The 19,178-nt window shown below is 59.0% G+C and carries 18 protein-coding genes, 1 tRNA gene and 1 riboswitch; of the genes, 11 read left to right on the top strand and 8 right to left on the bottom strand.

From position 1 onward, the window contains the following. Positions 1 to 16 precede the first annotated feature (16 nt). The 3 genes from obgE to rplU form a co-directional block, all read right to left on the bottom strand. Positions 17 to 1,033: a GTPase ObgE gene (gene obgE, locus KP699_RS09500; RefSeq protein ID WP_086655673.1), complete on the bottom strand. Its 1,017-nt coding sequence runs from the start codon at positions 1,031 to 1,033 to the stop codon at positions 17 to 19. Between the two features lie 103 nt (positions 1,034 to 1,136). After that, positions 1,137 to 1,406 carry a 50S ribosomal protein L27 gene (rpmA, locus tag KP699_RS09495; RefSeq protein WP_043553668.1) on the bottom strand — a complete coding sequence of 90 codons (270 nt, stop codon included), beginning with the start codon at positions 1,404 to 1,406 and terminating at the stop codon, positions 1,137 to 1,139. Positions 1,407 to 1,450: 44 nt separating this feature from the next. Next, positions 1,451 to 1,765, bottom strand: coding sequence for a 50S ribosomal protein L21 (rplU, locus tag KP699_RS09490; RefSeq protein WP_025825227.1), 315 nt, complete (start codon positions 1,763 to 1,765; stop codon positions 1,451 to 1,453). A gap of 222 nt (positions 1,766 to 1,987) precedes the next feature. Here rplU and KP699_RS09485 point away from each other — a divergent pair. After that, a tRNA-Ser gene (locus KP699_RS09485) sits at positions 1,988 to 2,077 on the top strand. Positions 2,078 to 2,101: 24 nt separating this feature from the next. Here KP699_RS09485 and KP699_RS09480 read toward each other — a convergent pair. From KP699_RS09480 to KP699_RS09460, 5 genes are all read right to left on the bottom strand, one after another. Continuing rightward, positions 2,102 to 2,338, bottom strand: a complete 237-nt coding sequence (locus KP699_RS09480) for a hypothetical protein (protein ID WP_128081102.1) — start codon at positions 2,336 to 2,338, stop codon at positions 2,102 to 2,104. A gap of 121 nt (positions 2,339 to 2,459) precedes the next feature. Beyond that, on the bottom strand, positions 2,460 to 3,680 hold the full coding sequence (locus tag KP699_RS09475; RefSeq protein ID WP_215762422.1) for a glutathionylspermidine synthase family protein: 1,221 nt from the start codon (positions 3,678 to 3,680) through the stop codon (positions 2,460 to 2,462). 9 nt (positions 3,681 to 3,689) lie between these two features. Further along, complete coding sequence (locus tag KP699_RS09470; RefSeq protein WP_215762421.1) at positions 3,690 to 4,007, bottom strand: hypothetical protein; 318 nt, start codon at positions 4,005 to 4,007, stop codon at positions 3,690 to 3,692. Between the two features lie 149 nt (positions 4,008 to 4,156). Next, positions 4,157 to 4,714, bottom strand: a complete 558-nt coding sequence (locus KP699_RS09465) for a flavodoxin family protein (protein ID WP_215762420.1) — start codon at positions 4,712 to 4,714, stop codon at positions 4,157 to 4,159. A 141-nt stretch (positions 4,715 to 4,855) separates the two neighbouring features. Next, positions 4,856 to 5,914: an AraC family transcriptional regulator gene (locus KP699_RS09460; RefSeq protein WP_215762419.1), complete on the bottom strand. Its 1,059-nt coding sequence runs from the start codon at positions 5,912 to 5,914 to the stop codon at positions 4,856 to 4,858. A gap of 201 nt (positions 5,915 to 6,115) precedes the next feature. Here KP699_RS09460 and KP699_RS09455 point away from each other — a divergent pair, with 201 nt between their 5' ends. The 10 genes from KP699_RS09455 to KP699_RS09410 all read left to right on the top strand — a co-directional run bounded on the left by KP699_RS09455 (position 6,116) and on the right by KP699_RS09410 (position 18,864). Then, on the top strand, positions 6,116 to 7,498 hold the full coding sequence (locus KP699_RS09455) for an ethanolamine ammonia-lyase subunit EutB (protein ID WP_215762418.1): 1,383 nt from the start codon (positions 6,116 to 6,118) through the stop codon (positions 7,496 to 7,498). 4 nt (positions 7,499 to 7,502) lie between these two features. Then, positions 7,503 to 8,315, top strand: a complete 813-nt coding sequence (gene eutC / locus KP699_RS09450) for an ethanolamine ammonia-lyase subunit EutC (RefSeq protein ID WP_212360869.1) — start codon at positions 7,503 to 7,505, stop codon at positions 8,313 to 8,315. Then, positions 8,312 to 9,658 carry an ethanolamine permease gene (gene eat / locus KP699_RS09445; protein ID WP_077931331.1) on the top strand — a complete coding sequence of 449 codons (1,347 nt, stop codon included), beginning with the start codon at positions 8,312 to 8,314 and terminating at the stop codon, positions 9,656 to 9,658. Before eutC ends, eat begins: the two co-directional genes overlap by 4 nt. 57 nt (positions 9,659 to 9,715) lie before the next feature. After that, positions 9,716 to 11,233, top strand: a complete 1,518-nt coding sequence (locus tag KP699_RS09440) for an outer membrane beta-barrel protein (RefSeq protein WP_215762417.1) — start codon at positions 9,716 to 9,718, stop codon at positions 11,231 to 11,233. A gap of 118 nt (positions 11,234 to 11,351) precedes the next feature. Beyond that, positions 11,352 to 11,498, top strand: a riboswitch (FMN riboswitch). A gap of 95 nt (positions 11,499 to 11,593) precedes the next feature. Then, positions 11,594 to 12,625 carry a bifunctional diaminohydroxyphosphoribosylaminopyrimidine deaminase/5-amino-6-(5-phosphoribosylamino)uracil reductase RibD gene (gene ribD, locus KP699_RS09435; RefSeq protein ID WP_374196916.1) on the top strand — a complete coding sequence of 344 codons (1,032 nt, stop codon included), beginning with the start codon at positions 11,594 to 11,596 and terminating at the stop codon, positions 12,623 to 12,625. 2 nt (positions 12,626 to 12,627) lie between these two features. Continuing rightward, on the top strand, positions 12,628 to 13,230 hold the full coding sequence (locus KP699_RS09430; RefSeq protein WP_215762416.1) for a riboflavin synthase: 603 nt from the start codon (positions 12,628 to 12,630) through the stop codon (positions 13,228 to 13,230). A 5-nt stretch (positions 13,231 to 13,235) separates the two neighbouring features. Next, positions 13,236 to 14,582 carry a 3,4-dihydroxy-2-butanone-4-phosphate synthase gene (gene ribB / locus KP699_RS09425; RefSeq protein WP_252346915.1) on the top strand — a complete coding sequence of 449 codons (1,347 nt, stop codon included), beginning with the start codon at positions 13,236 to 13,238 and terminating at the stop codon, positions 14,580 to 14,582. A gap of 30 nt (positions 14,583 to 14,612) precedes the next feature. After that, the gene (ribH, locus tag KP699_RS09420) at positions 14,613 to 15,095 is read left to right on the top strand and encodes a 6,7-dimethyl-8-ribityllumazine synthase (protein WP_077931334.1); all 483 of its coding nucleotides are present in this window, start codon (positions 14,613 to 14,615) and stop codon (positions 15,093 to 15,095) included. A 50-nt stretch (positions 15,096 to 15,145) separates the two neighbouring features. Continuing rightward, positions 15,146 to 16,156, top strand: a complete 1,011-nt coding sequence (locus tag KP699_RS09415; RefSeq protein ID WP_077931335.1) for a flippase-like domain-containing protein — start codon at positions 15,146 to 15,148, stop codon at positions 16,154 to 16,156. A gap of 113 nt (positions 16,157 to 16,269) precedes the next feature. Next, positions 16,270 to 18,864 carry an MMPL family transporter gene (locus KP699_RS09410; RefSeq protein WP_215762415.1) on the top strand — a complete coding sequence of 865 codons (2,595 nt, stop codon included), beginning with the start codon at positions 16,270 to 16,272 and terminating at the stop codon, positions 18,862 to 18,864. The last annotated feature ends 314 nt before the right edge of the window (positions 18,865 to 19,178 follow it).

Raw genomic sequence — 19,178 nt, 5'->3', positions numbered from 1 at the left:
GGGGGAGCGTGCAGGGTTATGCGGGGTCTTCTTCATCCTTGCGGATGGCCGTAACCTGCGTCTGAATGGCGCGAAGCAGTTCCGGCACGCCCTGCCGCGTTGCGGCGGAGATCAGCATAACCGGGGCACCACTGGCTTTTTCCAGTGCGCGTTTGCGGGCCGAAGCCTCCCGCGGGGTCATGGCATCATTTTTGTTCAGGGCGATAATTTCCGGCTTGTCGGCCAGACCGCCACCATAGGCCGCCAGTTCATGCCGGATGGTGCGCCAGGTCTCCACAACGTCGCCCGCCGCCCCGTCAATCAGGTGCAGCAGAACGGCGCAGCGTTCCACATGGCCCAGAAAGCGGTCTCCCAGCCCTGTGCCCTCATGCGCGCCTTCAATCAGGCCCGGAATATCCGCCACCACAAATTCTTCTGTCATGGACAGGCGCACAACGCCCAGCTGGGGGTGCAGGGTGGTGAAGGGATAATCCGCAATTTTCGGCCGTGCTGCGGATACAACAGACAGGAAGGTGGATTTTCCGGCATTGGGCAGGCCGACCAGCCCGACATCGGCAATCAGCTTCAGGCGCAGCCAGACCCAGCGTTCTTCACCCGGCCAGCCTTTGTCAGACCGGCGCGGCGCGCGGTTGGTGCTGCTTTTGAAGTTTGCGTTCCCAAAGCCGCCATCACCACCCCGGCAGAGGGTGATGCTTTTGCCGGCTTCATCCAGATCAGCCAGCAGGGTTTCTTTATCGTCGTCAAAAATCTGCGTGCCAATGGGTACTTTGATCACCACGTTCTGTGCCGCAGCCCCCGTACGGTCAGAGCCAGCCCCGTTACCACCTTTGCGGGCGCGGAAATGCTGGGTGTACCGGAAGTCGATCAGCGTATTCAGGTTGGGAACGGCTTCAAACACAATATCGCCGCCACGACCGCCATTGCCGCCATCCGGGCCGCCGAATTCAATATATTTTTCCCGGCGGAACGCGGTGACACCATCTCCGCCATCGCCTGAGCGGACGTAGATTTTGGCCTGATCAAGAAACTTCATGGGATACTTTCAACGCCTGAATATGAAAAGGGGCCGATCCGTGAGGACCGGCCCCTTGCCATTCCGGCCACGGGAAAAACGCGTGGTGGAGCGTGCTGAAAACTTATTCAGCAGCGGCCGGCAGCGCATCCACGGAAACGTGGACGCGGCCTTCGGCGCGACGCTCAAAGCGAACGCTGCCGTCAACCAGAGCGAAGATGGTGTGGTCACGACCAACACCAACGTTAGCGCCCGGCTTCATCTTCGTGCCGCGCTGGCGGATGATGATGTTGCCAGCGATAACCTGTTCGCCACCGAATTTTTTAACGCCAAGACGGCGTCCGGCGCTGTCGCGCCCGTTGCGGGATGAACCGCCTGCTTTTTTTTGTGCCATGACCTAAGTCCTCCTTGGTCTAACCAGCCGAACCCTTAAGGGGCTCAGGCGGCGTTAATCTCTTGAATGCGCAGAACGGTAACCGGCTGGCGGTGGCCATTCTTGCGGCGGCTGTTCTGCCGGCGGCGCTTCTTGAAGATGATGACCTTCTTGAGGCGGTCCTGAGCGATGACGGTTGCCGTCACCTTTGCGCCAGCAACTGTGGGGGCGCCAATGGTCACGGAGCCTTCGCCACCTACGGCAAGAACTTCATCAAAGGTGATGGTGGCGCCAGCTTCGGTTTCCAGCTTTTCAACCTTGAGCACCATGTTGGGCTCAACCCGATACTGCTTGCCGCCGGTGCGGATAACTGCGAACATAAAACCTGTCTCTCTTTCCGATCTCTTGACCATCCGCGGCACAGGCGCAGGCGAAGGGTCTGGTCGCTTTTTGTTCCTTGGCCGCACTGGCGGCATGGCTCCATCTTTGTGGAGTGGTGCGGCTTTTTACGGGGAGAGTCCCGTGCTCGTCAACAAGAACTTGCACATGTCCCGGATCTCTGCTTGCACGCCGGAAAATCCCTGCTTATAAGCCGGGCCAACGGAGAGGTGCCGGAGCGGTCGAACGGGGCGGTCTCGAAAACCGTTGAGCTAGCAATAGTTCCGAGGGTTCGAATCCCTCCCTCTCCGCCATGCCCCGACTAATACTAATAAAGCCTAGTTGCAGGTCTGGATCACGGACTTGATGCCGTCACGTGCTTCCGGGTTTTCACCGGAGAAGCCGGGGCAACTGCTGTGATAGAAATTTTTGCATCCGGACAGCGCAAAAGCGAGCAGAATGATTAGGGTTGCTTTCTTTCCTGCGGTCATCAGTGTCTGCCCTGGCTTGCTGGTCTGTTCAGTGGGATCGTCGTTCTTCGCAAGTCTTTCCCACGCTTTGGAAGGTCGGGTCAATCATTGTTGCCCGCAGCAGGACTGCGCATCTGCCATTCAAAAGAACGGCAGGAAATCTCAGAATTATTTATAAAATAATGGAATATATCGCGATCTGGCTCAGGCTGTCACAGGGATAAAACTATCTGCTGCTTACTGTGCGGGGAGATGGCCGGAGGAGTTTCTCTAAATAGTAAGAGAATTTCCGTTTTTTATAAACGATATGCGGCACAATGGCGGATGTGTGGCTTACAACCGGCGTGGCACTTTCCCGCATGGTCAGGCCTGAAAACTTGTCTCCAATCATCCACGCGCCGATGGAGGCTGTTACGCCGTTAATCCGGTGGTCCGCAAAGTCCTGATAGATTTTAGGATAGGCGTTGTAGGTGCCTGCCTCGGCATAGAGGGTTTTTATGCCCCGCATCATCCGGACATTTTCACCGCCACGGGCATGAATGGGTTTTTCCACATATGCCGCCGAACTGTTGCGGGTGACGTCCTGCGGGCTGTACCCGGCCGCCATTAGGTTGGGGTGGCCGGGGTGGCGTTCCCACAGGGCGGGAAGCAGCGCTTTGTTGGAGAGCAGGGCCGTCCATGGCGGGTTGAGAAACGTGCAGTGGCAGGTGTGCAGGTGCCGTGCGCCCGGATCACGAAACATGAGTTCCCACGGATACATCCGCAGCATGGTGCGGATAATCCGGCCCTGATAAAGGAGTTCTCCGCCCGTGCTGACTTCCAGATCTTTCAGGTCACAGACCACAGCGGTCAGCCCGGCCTGCTGCGCCCACTGGCTGTAATAAAGGGCGTGTGTCGCGTCCTCAAGATTATCAGGGTAGGGCACGATGTGGATGGTGGGGCTGATACGCCCCGCCTGCCGCAAGGTGGTGAGGTGAGCCACCAGACGTTCTGCCTCAAGTGGCGCGTGGTCATGCGGCTGGCCACAGTGCTGGTGCCAGAGTGTCTGCATGCGCGTGCTTTCTGGTAAGGTGGCCGGGGTGTCCGCATTATATTCAATCAGTCTGGGCTGGCCGCCACACCATGCCAGATCAAACCGGCCGATCAGAAACGGGTCCTGTCTGCGCCATGAGTCGCGCACAACATCCTGCGTGCTGCGCGGAATATGGAACGTGTCCAGCCCGTCCGGTTGCCGGATAATGTCCTCCACCAGACTGAGGCACATCTGATGCAGGGTTTGAGCCGTGTGGCGAATCAGGGTGAGGGCAGAGTGATCAAGCTCATAGCGGACGCTCTCCCGCCACGCTTCGGAGCCATCCTCATTGCGGTAATAGCCGTATCCGATCTGGTCAGCCTGCGTTTTCCAGTCCTGTCTGGCAGTGGCAGGCACACGGCGAATGTGCGGCATTGAGCAGCCTTACTCGCCGCCTCCGCCCGCGTGGCCTGCGGCCCCCTCGCCAAAGCCTGCATGGCCTGCGGACTCGGCTTCTGCCTCACCACTATCATGGCCGGATGCGCGTCTGTTCATCCAGTTGGACGAGGTATAAGCCGTTGTGCCTGAAGAATGGCCGTGAGAAGAACAGGTGTCCGGGCGTTTATCGGGAGACGACTCGCAGGGGTCAGGCTGTGCCGGGTCTGAAGACGCAGAGTGCGTGTGGCGGCTAAGAATACCGAAGAGACCCAGAATGACCAGAAGTGCTCCGGCAGCAATGCCGAGCAGAGAACCCTTTTTCATTTTTGCTTTCACAACATTTCGAGTGCGGATGAATTTATAGCATGATCCGTGCTCAGAGCGTGTGATAAAAATATGTGCAAATAAGCCATAAAAAATCCGAGGCTGCGCATGGCAGCCCCGGACGGTTTACAGCCGTAAAATAGTCTGTATCAGGCGGCGGAAAAGCGTGAGGCAACCTCTGCAACGCGCTTGCCATACAGGATGGCAGTATCCAGATCGCCCTGCGGGATTTCATCCGTGCTGGCGTCAGCCGGGCTTTGCACCAGCAGGCCGACAGAGCCGCCGAGGTTGTTGATGTCCGTGCGTTTGGCGGCCTTGGTGTTTGCGGGCGGCAGGCCAAGGCTGACCCAGATGCCACCATGCTGGGAGGCCAGCGTGTTCAGCCATTCCAGCGTGACGGCTTTATCACCGTTCAGGCTGGCGCTGTTGGTAAAGCCTCCGAAAATCTTGTTTTCCCATCCACGGGTAAACCAGACTTTTGAGGTTGCATCGGCAAATTTCTTAAACTGCCAGCTTGCATTGCCCATGTAGGTCGGTGCGCCGAAAATAATGGCTTTGGCGGTGCTCAGCTTGTCCCATGCCTCTTCGGGGAGGTTGCCGTTTTCATCAATGGCAATCAGCGTTGCATTCGCACCCTGCGCCACATGTTCAGCAACTTTGCGGGTGTGACCATAGCCGGAATGGTAGACAACAAAAACGTCAGACATGCTTTTTGACCCTTTATGCAGGAGGGGCCGCGCTGGCGGCCTGTTTGTCACTGGTCAAACCACCATGCCATCAGAGTCAGGGTGCGATAAGAACTGTTCTGGAGATGTCATCTCCAACTGAGGGAGTGAGATGGCATCTGGTCAGGCGGAAAACGCGGGAATGTTCTGTTGCCGCCATGCGCGGGGTGAGAGGCCGCTCCATTTCCGGAAAGCCCGGCTGAAGGCGCTGGTTTCCGTATAGGCCAGCGTGCGGGCAATGGCGCTGATGTCATACGCTGGCATGGCCAGATAGCGCAGCGCTTCCGCATACCGGGTTTCTTCCAGCAAAACGGAATAGGACAGATTACGCTGTGCGAGTCTGCGTTGCAGGGTCCAGTGCGGCAGATTCATCCGTGTGGCGATGTCCGGGAGTTCACTATGGCCTCCTTCAAGAGCAGCGCGGATATGCCGCACAACCTGTTCTTTAAGGGGCAGGTCCGGGGCCGCCAGATCGGGCCTGCTACGGGCAAGGGAGATCAGGGAGGAGCGGATCACGTCTAGCATGCCGCTGTTTGAGTCCGGCATCGCGTGGTCCATGCCGGTTTTACGGAAGACCAGCGCATTGGTCGGGCACTGGAAGCGGATCTCTGCCTGAAAAGCCCGCCGGTGCTCTTCCGCCTGTTCGGGCTGAGGATGTTCAAACTGCACCTCTTCCGGCACCCAGTCCGGGCCCAGCGCGTGACGCAGAATGTTGCAGAACATGCCCATGGTCAGTTCCGCATCATGGCGGCGGGTCAGAATGGACGGGTCCCGGATGGCATATTCCAGCCGGAGCAGGTCTCCGTGCTGCACAAAACGGGTTTCCGTCCGGGCCTGATGATACATGAAGTGCGCGGCGAGATTTTGCAGCGCATCAGAGACGGTAGGGGAGAGCAGGGCAACATAGCCGATCAGCCCCAGATGGCGTGGATCAAACTGCTGGCCGAACCACAGGCCGATATTGCCATCCTGTGTCTCGGCCGCTGCTTCATGAAACAGGCGACAATACGCCCCGAGGTCCAAGGTATCGGTCGGCAGGGAAAACTGGCGGGTAGACAGGCCCGCGCGCCCGGCAATGCGGTCTATATCCCCGCCACGGTCCTGCATGAAACGTTCCACGCCACATGCGGCCGCAGCGAGAACGCTGGCATTTTCTCCTGTGCCGGAAGGGTGGTGCATCATATCCTCAACAAAGCGGAGTGCGGTGTTTATCATTCTGAACGTTGTAAAGTGTCAAAAGTTTGTTGGAATCGGTCAAGTCAGTACGCGCGCAGCTCAGCTATCATTTCAGTATCGAACGAAAATAAAACCAGTCGGGCAGGACGCCGGATCTTGTAAAAAAGGCCGGGCAGAGTGCCGAACGGGATCGGGAGGTATGCCGATATGGGGTTTCAGTATAGTCTTGGCGGTGAACACTATGTGTTTGACGATCTGAAGACACTCATGGCGATCGCCTCTCCCGCGCGGTCAGGCGATGAGCTGGCCGGGCTCGCCGCAACATCAGACAGGCAGCGTATCGCGGCCCGGCACGCGCTCGCGGATGTGCCGCTTGATCTTTTTGTCCGCACAGACCTGATCCCTTATGAGGCTGATGATGTCACCCGTCTGATTATGGATACGCACGACAAGGCGGCCTTTGCCCCGTTTGCGTCCATGACGGTAGGAGACCTGCGGAACTGGCTGTTGTCTGATGATGCGACGACCGCGGCATTACGCGCTGCGGCACCCGGCTTTACGCCGGAAATGGCGGCAGCAGTCAGCAAGATTATGCGCAATCAGGATCTGATGAGTGCGGCGCGCAAAATGCGTGTGGTCACGCGCTTCCGTAACACAATCGGGCTGGAAGGCTGTCTGGCGTCGCGCCTGCAACCGAACCACCCCACGGATGATCTCAAGGGGATTGCCGCCTCCACGCTGGATGGTCTGCTCTATGGTATGGGAGATGCCGTCATTGGTATCAACCCTGCGACCGACAGTGTCGCGAACGGTCTGGCCCTGCTGGACATGCTGGATCATGCCCGCCGCCGCTATGATATTCCAACGCAGACCTGCGTGCTGACACATGTGACCAACACGCTTGAGATCATGAACAAGGGCGGTGCGGTGGATCTGGTGTTTCAGTCCATTGCAGGCACGCAGAAAGCCAATGAAGGCTTTGGCGTCACGCTGGAGATTTTAAAGGAGGCGCATGAGGCTGCTCTCTCGCTCAAACGCGGCACGGTAGGCGACAACGTGATGTATTTTGAGACCGGGCAGGGGGCGGCCCTTTCTGCAGAGGCGCATCACGGGCTGGACCAGCAGACAGTGGAAACACGCGCTTATGCCGTGGCCCGTGCGTTCCGGCCCTTACTGGTGAATACAGTCGTTGGCTTTATCGGCCCGGAATATCTGTATGATGGCAAACAGATTATCCGTGCCGGGCTGGAAGACCATTTCTGTGCCAAGCTGCTGGGTGTGCCGATGGGGTGTGATGCCTGTTACACCAACCATGCCGAGGCCGATCAGGATGATATGGACAATCTGATGGTGCTGCTGGGGGCTGCGGGAATTACCTTCCTGATTGGCGTGCCCGGTGCGGATGATATCATGCTGAATTACCAGAGCCTGTCTTTTCACGATATCCTGACCCTGCGCAGCATGCTTAACTTGCGGCCTGCGCCCGAATTTGCAGCGTGGCTGGAACAGATGGGCCTGTTTGAGCCACAGTCCGGCCGCATGCTGGAACTTGCCCCGCACCAGACGCGCCTTGCGCAGCTTGTGGTCTGACATCATGACAAAAAAACCTGTTTTTCCTTCTGAGAATACAGAGACCAGACCGGATGTCTGGCAGGATCTGCGCGCTCTCACGCGGGCGCGGATTGGTCTGGGCCGAAGCGGGAATGCGCAACGCACTTCCGATGTTTTGACGTTTCAGGCCGCCCATGCGCAGGCGCGGGATGCTGTGCACACACCGCTGGATGTGCAGGCCATGCTGGCGCAGATGAACGGTATGCCCTGCCTGTGTGTCCGCAGCCGTGCGGATGACCGTCCGACATATCTGCGCAGGCCCGATCTGGGCCGCAGGCTGGCCCCGGAAAGTCTGTCGTTTTTACAAAAAGGCGAATGGGATGTTGTGTTTGTCGCAGCAGATGGCCTGTCTTCCGTGGCAACGCAGAAGGGCGCTATTCCTTTGTTCCGGGCGATGCTGCCACGGCTGAAAGACTGGCGGATTGCGCCGCTGGTCATTGCCACGCAGGGGCGTGTGGCTCTGGGGGATGAAATTGCCTCGGCCCTTGGCGCCCGCATGGTTGTGATGATGATTGGTGAGCGCCCCGGCCTGAGTGTGGCCGACAGCATGGGCGTTTATCTGACATATGCGCCCTATGTGGGGTGCCCGGATTCCGCCCGGAACTGCCTTTCCAATATTCACCCGCACGGGCTGCCGACCTCGGGAGCCGCCGGCAAACTGGCATGGCTGATGAAGGAAGCCATGCGGATGCAGCTGACAGGTGTTGGCCTGAAAGATGCCGCACCGGACAGCACCTCTTCTGACACACTTCCTGAAAGCCCCCTTCCTGCCATAGTAAAGGACCAGCACGTATGAGCCAGAACCCCACCCATCTGCATAAAACACTGGGGGCGTTCCATCTGTGGGGCATTGCCGTCGGGCTGGTGATTTCTGGCGAATATTTTGGCTGGAGTTACGGGTGGGCCACAGCGGGCACGCTCGGTTTTCTGGTCGCTACTGTTTTTGTGGCGGTGATTTATACGGCTTTTATCTTCAGTTTTACGGAACTGACCTGCGCCATTCCGCAGGCTGGCGGCCCGTTTACCTATAGCTCGCGCGCTCTGGGCCGCTGGGGCGGCCTGATTGTAGGGCTGGCGACACTGGTGGAATTCATTTTTGCACCTCCCGCCATTGCTCTGGCCATCGGGGCTTATCTGAACGTGCAGTTTCCCGGACTTTCACCCAAGGTGGCTGCCTGTGGCGCGTATCTGGTGTTCATGACGCTGAACATTGTTGGCGTGCATATTGCAGCAACCTTTGAACTTTTTATTACCATAGCAGCCATTATCGAACTGCTTGTGTTTATGGGCGTCGTGGCTCCGGCCTTTTCATGGCAGAATTTTACCCAGAACGGTTGGGGTGTTGCGCCCCATTTTGGCTGGGAAGCCATGGGAGGCATTTTTGCTGCAATCCCGTTTGCAATCTGGTTCTTTCTGGCCATTGAAGGCGTGGCCATGGCGGCTGAGGAAGCAAAAGACCCCAGACGCGCTATTCCGGTGGCCTATATTGCCGGGGTGCTGACCCTCGTTTCTCTGGCTTTTGGTGTCATGCTGTTTGCCGGGGGGGTGGGGGACTGGCGGACTCTGGCTAACCTGAATGACCCTCTGCCGCAGGCCATGAAGCAGGTGGTGGGCAGCCATAGTGGCTGGCTGCACATGCTGGTCTGGCTGGGGCTGTTCGGGCTGGTAGCGTCCCTGCACGGGATTATCATGGGCTATGCACGGCAGATTTTTGCGCTGGCCCGTGCGGGCTTCCTGCCGAAGGTGCTGGGGCGGCTGCACCCCCGGTTTCAGACACCGTATATGGCAACCATTGCCGGAGGGGTCATCGGCATCGCGGCCATTTTCTCGGATGATGTCATTTCCATCAACGGGCAGTCGCTCACCGCGACGCTGGTCACGATGTCGGTCTTCGGGGCGCTGACCATGTATGTGCTGAGCATGATCAGCCTGTTCCGCCTGCGCCGCACGGAGCCTGACCTGCACCGCTCTTACCGTGCGCCGTTTTACCCTGTTCTGCCCGCTGTTGCGCTGGTGGGGGCGCTGATCGCGCTGGTGGCCGTCATTGCCTGCAACGGCACAATTTTCTGCCTTTATCTGGGCTTTATGGTCGTGCTGTCTGTTCTGTTCATGGCTCTGTCCAGAAAACAGCCGGTTTAAGAATGTGATCAGATCATGTTTTGTGAGCCGGGTATTTTCAGGAGCGGACGCAGGCAGATGGTAACGCACACCACACTCAGACGGGTTTCTTTGGTGTCTTTGCTGCTGATGGGCTGTGCTGTAATGTCTCCGCTCTCCCATGCAGACTCAACCGGGCATCCGGCACGGGTGCGGGCCTCCGTGCCCAAAAAGCGGGTGCAGCCGGGCAGCGTGCAAAAGCCGGTCTCCCAGCCGCTGGCCGCGCAAAAACCCGCCGTGCCGCCGCCCGCGGCCTTGCCAGAAATTGCACCCGCTGCGGGCGTGCAGGAGGATATGCCTAAACTGCATGTGGGGAATCTGTTCCGCCCAAAGCCCGGCCATAAACTGTCATACTGGGACGGGCTTGAGGGGCATCTGAGTATTGAGGCCGGGATTGCAGGCAACCCGTGGACCCGTTCTGGCAGAAACTTTGGCCAGTTCTATACGGACCGCGCCAATACCGTCTCGCTCAACCAGATTATGGGGTCTCTCTCGCATCCCGTCACCAGTGTGGGGGGCGGGTATGGCATCGGCTTTGTGCTGGAAGCCATGTACGGCTCGGATGCCCGGTTTGACCCGACCATTGGCATGGGGTCCGGCTCACTGAACAGCCTGTATCAGTGGGCGCCCACGCAGGCGCATCTGGATGTGCATCTGCCCTGGTTGTTCCGGCACGGGATTGATGTGCAGATGGGGCAGATGTACGGGCTGATGGGGGTGGAAGGCACTCCGGCGCAGGCGCGCCCGTTTTACACGTTCAATTATGCCTCGGACTATATCGTGCCGTTTGAAACCGTCGGCATTGTCGCCACCATGCATCTGGCAAAACATGCGGACTGGATTGTGGGGATTGATGCCGGAAATTCCACAACATTCGGGCGCTCGGGAAACAATAATAAACCCAAAGGCTATTTTGGTTTTACGTTTAACCATCTTCTGGACGGCAGGCTGGATGTGCATGCCATTGGGCATTTTGGCCCGCAGGGGAACAACAGCCGCGCCGTGACCTCACCAGATGGCTGGACAAGTGCCGGGGCCGGGCCGCAAGCCAACCGGAAAATGCAGTATAACGGCAACCTGATGGCGGCCTATCATGTGAACAAGGCCGTTACCGTCACGGTCGATGGGGTCTATCTGCACGATGATCTGTCTCATGATGATGCCTATGGCGTCTCCACTTATCTGGCGTGGGCCATTCATCCCTGGCTGACGCTCAATGCCCGGGGTGAAATTTTCCGGGACAATACGGGCGCAATCATCGCGCAATATGCCAGCTTTACGTCCTACACACGCTCCCTCAGCAACCAGCCTTATCCTTATTACGTGGCGCCTCCCACGACTTATGGGGCGCTGACCGTCGGGGTTTCTTACCAGCCGCAATTTATCAATAAGCGTCTCGGTCTTGGTTCTCTGACCATCCGGCCGGAAATCCGTCTGGATAAATCGCTGAATGGCACGCATCCGTTTAATCAGGCAGGCACGGTCTCTCATCCGGTCGTCAATAATGGCACTAACAACATGCTGTGGTTCAGTTGTGATGCCACATGGGCTTTTTGAAAACTGGATGATACGCCAGACCTCACGCAGACTTTTGGTCTGCTCTGTGCGCATTGTCTCTTGCAAGCCGGGCGTATTCACCCCATCATAATAAACGCGGTTGTCTTGTGTGCAGCCGTGACGTTCTCAGGGCAGGGTGAAACTCCCTACCGGCGGTAAGTAACGGTTTTCCGTTATAAGCCCGCGAGCGCCTGCTTCGGCAGGGTCAGCAGATCCGGTGTAATTCCGGAGCCGACGGTTACAGTCCGGATGAGAGAGAACGGTGCAGGCCTTTGGGTCTCCGCGTCTGCTGCGGAGGCGCAAGGGGTGACCTCTGCTATCTGCCCTGAGTCTGTCTGGTACGATGTTTTGGGCAGATAGGTGCAGGGTGTGACGCAAAACCCTTCAGACATAATGCCGGACTGTGTGGCGCGGGCCTTTGAGGCTGCGATTGCAGACGCATGGCGGTTTGTAGGCCAGACGGCGCCCAACCCGGCGGTGGGCTGCACGCTGCTGGATGAGGCCGGGGGCGTGCTGATGGTGGCGGCCCACCACCGGGCAGGGCAGCTCCATGCGGAACGTCTGGCGCTGGAACAGGCGAAGCAGGCCGGGGTGTTTGACCGGGTGCATACAGCGGTTGTCACGCTTGAACCCTGTAACCACACAGGCCGCACACGCCCCTGCACGGAAGCGCTGCTGGAGTCTCCGGTTAAAACGGTCTGGATTGGCTGCCCGGACCCTAACCCCCATGTGGCCGGGGGCGGCGCTGCCGCGCTCACAAAAGCAGGCGTTACTGTGCGCTGGCTGGCGGAAAGCCCGAACGGGGCAGACCTTGCCGCCCGATGCCGTGCGCTGCTGGCTCCATTTGCCATGCGCATGACGCAGGGGCGGCCGTGGATCACGGTGAAACAGGCGCTGGATCAGCAGGGCAGCATGGTGCCACCCGCCGGACAGACAACCTTCACCACCCCAGACTCGCTCCGGTTTGCCCATGCCCTGCGGCGTGCGACCGATCTGGTCATTACCGGCACCGGAACAGTGGCGGTTGATAACCCCTCTTTCACGGTGCGGCACGTGCCCGACCATGCGGAGCGCCGCAGAACACTGGTTGTGTGCGGCCAGCAGGCCCATGTGCCCGCATCGTGGCTGGAGCAGGCCCGCACGCGCTTTGATGTGCTGTTCTGCCCTGACCTTCAAAACCTGCCTGCTCTTCTGGCTGAAACCCCGGCTCTGTGGGCCATGGTGGAAGCTGGCCCCACGCTGCTGGCCGCTCTGCGGGCACAGACTATGTGGGATGACTGGCTGACCATTCGTCAGGACGCGCAGGGCGCGGACCATTTTTCCGTTTCAACCCGTCATGCAACAACGCCGTTCGCTCTGTTTCCGGAGTGGGCTCGGTGCGCTGAGGAGTAACCATGTTTTCCGGAATTATTGAATCACTCGGCCCTGTGCTCAAAGTCGAACCCGGCGCAAAATCCGTCATGCTGGACGTGGAAACCGGCCTGCGGGATGTGGCTGAGGGGGAGAGCATTGCCGTGAACGGCGTGTGTCTGACAGCAACAGCACCGTCTGAAACCGGACGGGTGCAGTTTTTTGTCAGCAGCGAGACGCTGGACCGCACCACGCTGGGCGCACTCCGGGCCGGAAATTTTGTGAATCTGGAACGGGCTGTAACCCCCGCCACCCGGCTGTCCGGCCATATTGTGCAGGGGCATGTGGATGGAACAGCCCGTTTTATTGAAAGCACCCCCTCTGGCGATGCGCATCGGGTGGTGTTTGAAGTCCCTGCCAGCCTGCGGCGCTATATGGTGGAAAAAGGTTCCATCACGCTGGATGGCATCAGCCTGACCCTGAATGAACTCAGTGATGTGAAAGATGATGCGTTCCGCATCGCTCTCATGATCATCCCGCACACATGGACTCACACCAACCTCGGCAAAATTGCGCCGGGTGATGCTGTGAATGTGGAAGTGGATGTCATTGCCAAATATGTGGAGGTTCTATGTCAGAACCGGTGAAAAAAATGCCGTTAGTGGCGGCTCAGCCGTCTGACGCCCTGCGCCGCGCGGTGGAGGCTCTGCGCGTGGGCAGCATGGTGATTATGGTGGATGATGAGGACCGTGAGAACGAGGGTGACCTTGTGATGGCGGCGGAATTCATGACGCCAGAAGCTATGAATTTCATGATCACCCACGCGCGTGGGCTGGTGTGCCTGCCGCTTACCCCCGCACAGGTGGAAAAGCTGCAACTGCCCATGATGGTGCGGGATAATACCGCGCGGCATGGCACGGCCTTCACCGTGTCCATCGAAGCGCGGGAGGGGGTGACAACCGGCATTTCCGCAGCCGACCGTGCGCATACCATTCAGGTGGCGGCATCTGAGACGGCTCAGCCGATGGATCTGGCAACTCCCGGCCATATTTTCCCGCTGAGGGCCGCCGCCGGAGGGGTGCTGGAGCGGATTGGCCATACGGAAGGCTCTCTTGATCTGCTGCGTTTGGCTGGCCTCCGGCCTGCGGCGGTTATCTGTGAAATTCTGAATGAAGACGGCACGATGGCCCGCCGCCCGGCGCTGGAAGTTTATGGGCAGCAGCATGACATGCCCATTATCTCCATTGCGGAACTAGTCACATGGATCAGCGCCCACGGCCTGACGCCGCTTGCGACAGTTGCGGAAAACGCAGGCGTTGTGGCGGAGACGCAGGAAGCACCGGAGGCCGACAACACGGCAGAAGAAGCCATGGCCGACCTCGCAACGGCTTCTCTCCCCAGTGCTTATGGCGGGGAAGATCTGGCGATCCATGCGTTCCGGGATTCCCGTGGCGTGGAGCATGTCGCTCTGGTGAAAGGGAACCCGGCGGCGCAGGGGGCTGTACCTTTGGTGCGGATGCACTCCGAATGTGTGACGGGTGACGCGCTGGGCTCTTTGCGGTGTGACTGCGGGACGCAGTTACATGCGGCCCTCAGGGCCATCGGCAAAGCGGAGAGTGGCGTGCTGGTGTATGTGCGCGGGCATGAGGGGCGGGGCATTGGCCTTGTCAACAAGATCCGGGCGTATGAATTGCAGGATGCCGGGCTGGACACGGTAGACGCCAACCACCGGCTTGGATTTGCCACGGATGCGCGGGACTGGGCGGCAGCGGCCGGAATCCTGCGTGATCTGGGCGTGGGTGAGCTTGATCTGCTCACAAACAATCCGGACAAAGTGCGCGCGCTGGAAGCCCGTGGGTTTCTGGTCCGCAAGAGAATCGCTCTGGAAACCCCGGTCAATCCGCACAACCGCGCTTACCTGCATGCCAAGCGGCAACGCATGGGGCACAACCTGAGTCACTTTTCTGTGAGCGATGCGCCTGCTGACGCCACGGTCTGATTTTACACAGTTTTCTGTAAGGATAAGTTTATGAGCACAAGGAACCCCGTCTCCCTCCCGGACCTCACCCTCACGCCCATGCCGCGTCTGGCGCTGATCGTCAGTCGCTTTAATGAGGATGTGACTGGCGGCCTGCGGGATGGCGCTCTGGCATGGCTGGGGGAGCACGGCATTACGGTGGCCGAGGGCGATATTTTTGCAGCGCCGGGTGCGTTTGAAATGCCCCTGCTGGCTCAGACCCTTGCAAAGAGCGGCAAGTTCGAGGGCGTGATCTGCCTCGGCTGCGTGATCAAAGGGGATACGGCCCATTTTGAGTTTATCAGCCTCGGCACCACGGTCGGGCTGATGCAGGCCTCTCTGGCAACGGAAACGCCCATCGCCTTTGGTGTGCTCACAACCTACACGGACGAGCAGGCTAACGTGCGTTCTCGCGATGATGTGCACAATAAAGGGCGGGAAGCCGCTGCAGCCTGTGTGGAGTCTCTTGCGTTGCTACGTCAGATCAGGGTCTGATGCAGAAGGGCGCCATCATGGAGTCAGCAGCCTTGTAACGCGGGGGAAGAATGAAGCGGGTTACCGTCATCGCAGGTCTTCTGGGGCTGGGGCTGACTGTCTGGATGCTGATGCAGTTCGGCGCGCGCTCCATTCTCTCTCTTATCATGACAGGCGGCTGGGGTATTCTGGCCGCCACTCTATTTCATACGGTTCAGGTTGCGCTCTCGGCTCAGGCATGGCGCACCATTGCGGGCAATACTCTTGCGCCCGCTTTGTCCTGGCGGGACTATTTTCTGCTGCGCTGCGTGCGGGAAGGGATCAACAACCTGCTTCCCGTAGCGCAGGTAGGGGGGGAGGTCTGGTCCAGCCGCCTGCTGGCGCGGCGCGGTTTAGGGACCAGAAACGCCGCCGCCGCGACAATCTGCGATCTTACGCTCGAACTGCTTAGTCAGGTCCTGTTCACCTTCATGGGGCTGGGTCTGCTGCTGTTTCTGGTCAAACGCTCTCCCATTACGGATGAATTGCTGGAAAGCGCCCTGATCGCGCTGGCAATCGGCCTCGCACTGTTTATCAGCCAGTGGCTGGGGGCCGTTGCGTTTGTCGAGGTGCTGCTGGTCAAAATTGCCGGGCATCTGGGCTGGAGCGGCGTGGATGGCATCCGTGGGCTGCATCAGGCGGTGCTGGGGCTGTACAAGGTCAAGCGCAATGCCGTTATGGCTCTGTGGCTCCAGTTTCTGGCGTGGGCGCTGGGGGCTGTGGAAGTCTGCCTTATTCTGCATTTTATGGGGTATGACTGCTCGCTCTCGGTCGGCTTTGTGATTGAGGGCGTGGGCGAGGCCGCCAAATCCGTCGGGTTCGCCGTGCCGGGGGCTTTAGGGGTTTCAGAAGGTGGCTATCTGCTGATCGGCAGCCTGTTTGGCATCAGTCCGGCACTGGCCATTGCCCTTTCTCTTATTAAACGTGTGCGGGAAATTGCATGGGGGCTGCCGTCTCTGCTGGTCTGGCAATGGCTGGAACACCGGTGGGATGCGCAGCATCAGGCCGGGTGCAAAAATCCGCTTTCCCGTCCCGGTCTGTAAGCCCGTCAGGCGTGATCTTACATATCCTCCCTTGCGTCAGGCCGGTGGGTTGGTCCAAACGAATGCAGCTTTGGGCCTTGTGCCGTGAACTTTTCAGGATCTGATTGTCAGTCATGCTCTCTGCCCCCATAGGTCGTTTCATTACATTCTGTGCGCGTCATGCCTATGCGGTGGTGGCCTTGTTCCTGCTCCTGTCCTGCGGGGCGGTGTATGCGGGCATGACATGCCTTGGTGTCACAACGGACACCAGCAAGATGTTGTCCGACCGTCTGGAGTGGAAGCAGCGCTCGGATGAAATGGGCCGCCTGTTCCCGCAGAAGGAAAACCTGCTGGTGGCGGTGATTGAAGCCGATCTGCCGGAGGAAGGGCGGGAGACCGCCCGTGTGCTGGCGGAAAAGCTGGCAGCGGACCACACACATTTTGACTTTGCGGAACGGCCGGACGCCAACCCATATCTTATCCGCAATGGTCTGATGTTTCTGGAGCCTCAGCCGCTCTCTCAGGTGCTGAATGATACCATTACAGCGCAGCCGTTCCTTTCAGCGCTGGCGCAGGACCCCTCAGCCCGCGGGCTGTTTGGCGCGATGTCTCTTATTTCTGAAGGCATTAAGCAGGGGCAGGCGGACGGGCTGAAAAGCTTTCAGACGCCACTGGCGGGGTTTGCCACCAATCTGGAAAAGGCCGCCGCAGGCCAGCCGCAGCCTTTGTCCTGGCAGCAGCTTCTGGGCGGCCAGTTGTCTGATCTGGCGGGGCGGTATCAGTTCGTGATTACCAAGCCGAAGCTGGATTACGGCTCTTTCCAGCCGGGCGGTGCCGCGTCTGATGCGATGGTGCAGGCTATCAAAACCCTCGAATTTGTTAAAAGCGGGCAGGTCAAGGTCCACATGACCGGGCAGGTCAAGCTGGATGATGAGGAATTTGCGACGGTGGCCGAAGGGATGGTCACAGGTCTGCTTGGCTCTCTGGCGCTGGTAACGCTGTGGCTGACGCTGGCCGTGCGCTCCTGGCGCGTGGTGCTGCCCATTGTGGTGACACTGGTTGTGGGCCTGCTGCTGACAACCGGCTTCGCGGCCGTTGCCGTTGGCACGCTTAATCTGATTTCTGTCGCCTTCGCCATTCTGTTCGTAGGGATTGCGGTAGATTTTGCCATTCAGTTCTCGGTGCGTTTCCGCGCCCAGCATGCGGATTCCGGGGATGCTGGCATTCTGGAAGCCCTGCGGGAGACAGGGGAGGAAACGGGGCACCAGATTCTGGTGGCGGCTCTGGCAACATCCGCGGGCTTTCTGGCGTTTACGCCCACTGCCTTTCTGGGGGTGGCGCAGCTTGGGCTGATTGCCGGGATCGGCATGCTGGTGGCGTTTGTGTCCACCACCACTCTGCTCCCCGCGTTGCTGAAAATCTTTCACCCGAAACTCGACTGCCCCGATATGGGCTACGGCTTTATGAAGCCGGTTGATGTTAAAATCCGCCATCATCGCCATGTGCTGCTGGGCGTGTTCGGGCTTGTGGCTGTGGCAGGTATTGCGCTGGTGCCCAAACTTCAGTTTGACGGTGATCCGCTACACACCAAAAATCCGAATTCTGAAGGGATGCGCGCCCTGCATCTGCTGATGAGCAATCCGCAGTCCTCCCCATATAGTGCGGAACTGCTGGTGAAGTCTCTGGATGATGCGCAGAAGCAGGCTGAACGCCTTTCCAGCGTGCCGCAGGTACATGATGTTCTGTGGCTCGGCTCTTTTGTGCCGACAAAGCAGGATGAAAAACTGGCGCTGATTCAGGATGCCGCGTCCATTCTGCTGCCCACTCTGATTGTCCCCAACCCCAAACCCGCGCCGAGTGCGGATGAACTGCGCGCGTCTGCCGCCGCGACGGCCACGGCACTTGGCGGCGTGCTGGACAAGCTTTCCGCGCAGGACCCGCTGCGGCGGATTCAGGCCGCACTTGTTAAGCTGTCCACCGCGCCGGATGCGCAGGTTCTGGCCGCCAATAATGCTCTGGTGCGTTTCCTGCCGCTCCAGCTTGATCAGCTCCGTACCATGTTGCAGGCAACGCCGGTCACGCTGAAGGACGTTCCACCGTCTATTGCAAATGACTATCTGCTGCCTGACGGCCGCGCTCTGGTTGAGGTGCATCCGACAGGCGTGATGTCCAGCAGCGGGGCCCTGCGGAAATTTGTCACGGCGCTGCAAAAGGTGGAGCCGGAAATTGCCGGAACAGCAGTGGATATTGTGGAAAGCGCCCGCTCTATCGTGCGCGCGTTTGAGCAGGCAGCGGCAGCGGCCATTATCATGATTGCGCTTATCCTCTTCCTTGCCCTGCGGCGGGTGAAGGATATGTTGCTAGTTCTGGCCCCGCTCATGCTCTCCGCGCTGATGACGGTCATTCTGGTTGTGGTGTTGCCGGAAACCCTGAACTTCGCCAACATTATCGCGCTGCCGCTGCTGCTGGGTGTTGGCGTATCCTTCAACATCTATTTTGTCATGAACTGGCGGGACGGGGTGAAATCCCCTCTGGCGTCCCCCACGGCACGGGCGGTCCTGTTTTCCGCCCTGACAACTGGTACAGCCTTTGGTTCTCTGGCGCTCTCACATCATCCCGGCACGGCCAGCATGGGGCGGCTGCTGCTGCTCTCACTGGGCTGCACGCTGCTGGTCACGCTGGTATTTGTTCCGGCACTTTTGCCCAAACGCCCCATTGATGAAGCCTGAACCCGTTAAGGGTCTTTCATAAGAGTACTGCTTAAAAGCACTGAAAAAGCCGTCTTCCGTCCGGGAGGCGGCTTTTTGGTGTACGGCCTGCGCAATAGAAGAGGAGAGTCGCCATCCGCAGAGGGTCGGCAGTACCCCTTCTGACCAGAGCAAAACCCCGGAGAGTCGCGGCTGGCAAGCCGATTGACCGGACTGCGTGTGCCGCAGTGCCAGGAAAAAAATTTAGTATGGAAGCCGGAGAAGACCGGGGGTTACAGACCGATATGACACGCCGTTCACAACAAAATATGGCGTTTTTAGGGAAATGTTAACGA

Source organism: Acetobacter sp. P1H12_c (assembly GCF_018811975.1).
Taxonomy (GTDB): domain Bacteria; phylum Pseudomonadota; class Alphaproteobacteria; order Acetobacterales; family Acetobacteraceae; genus Acetobacter; species Acetobacter persici.
This window is presented reverse-complemented; position numbering and strand designations above follow the sequence as displayed.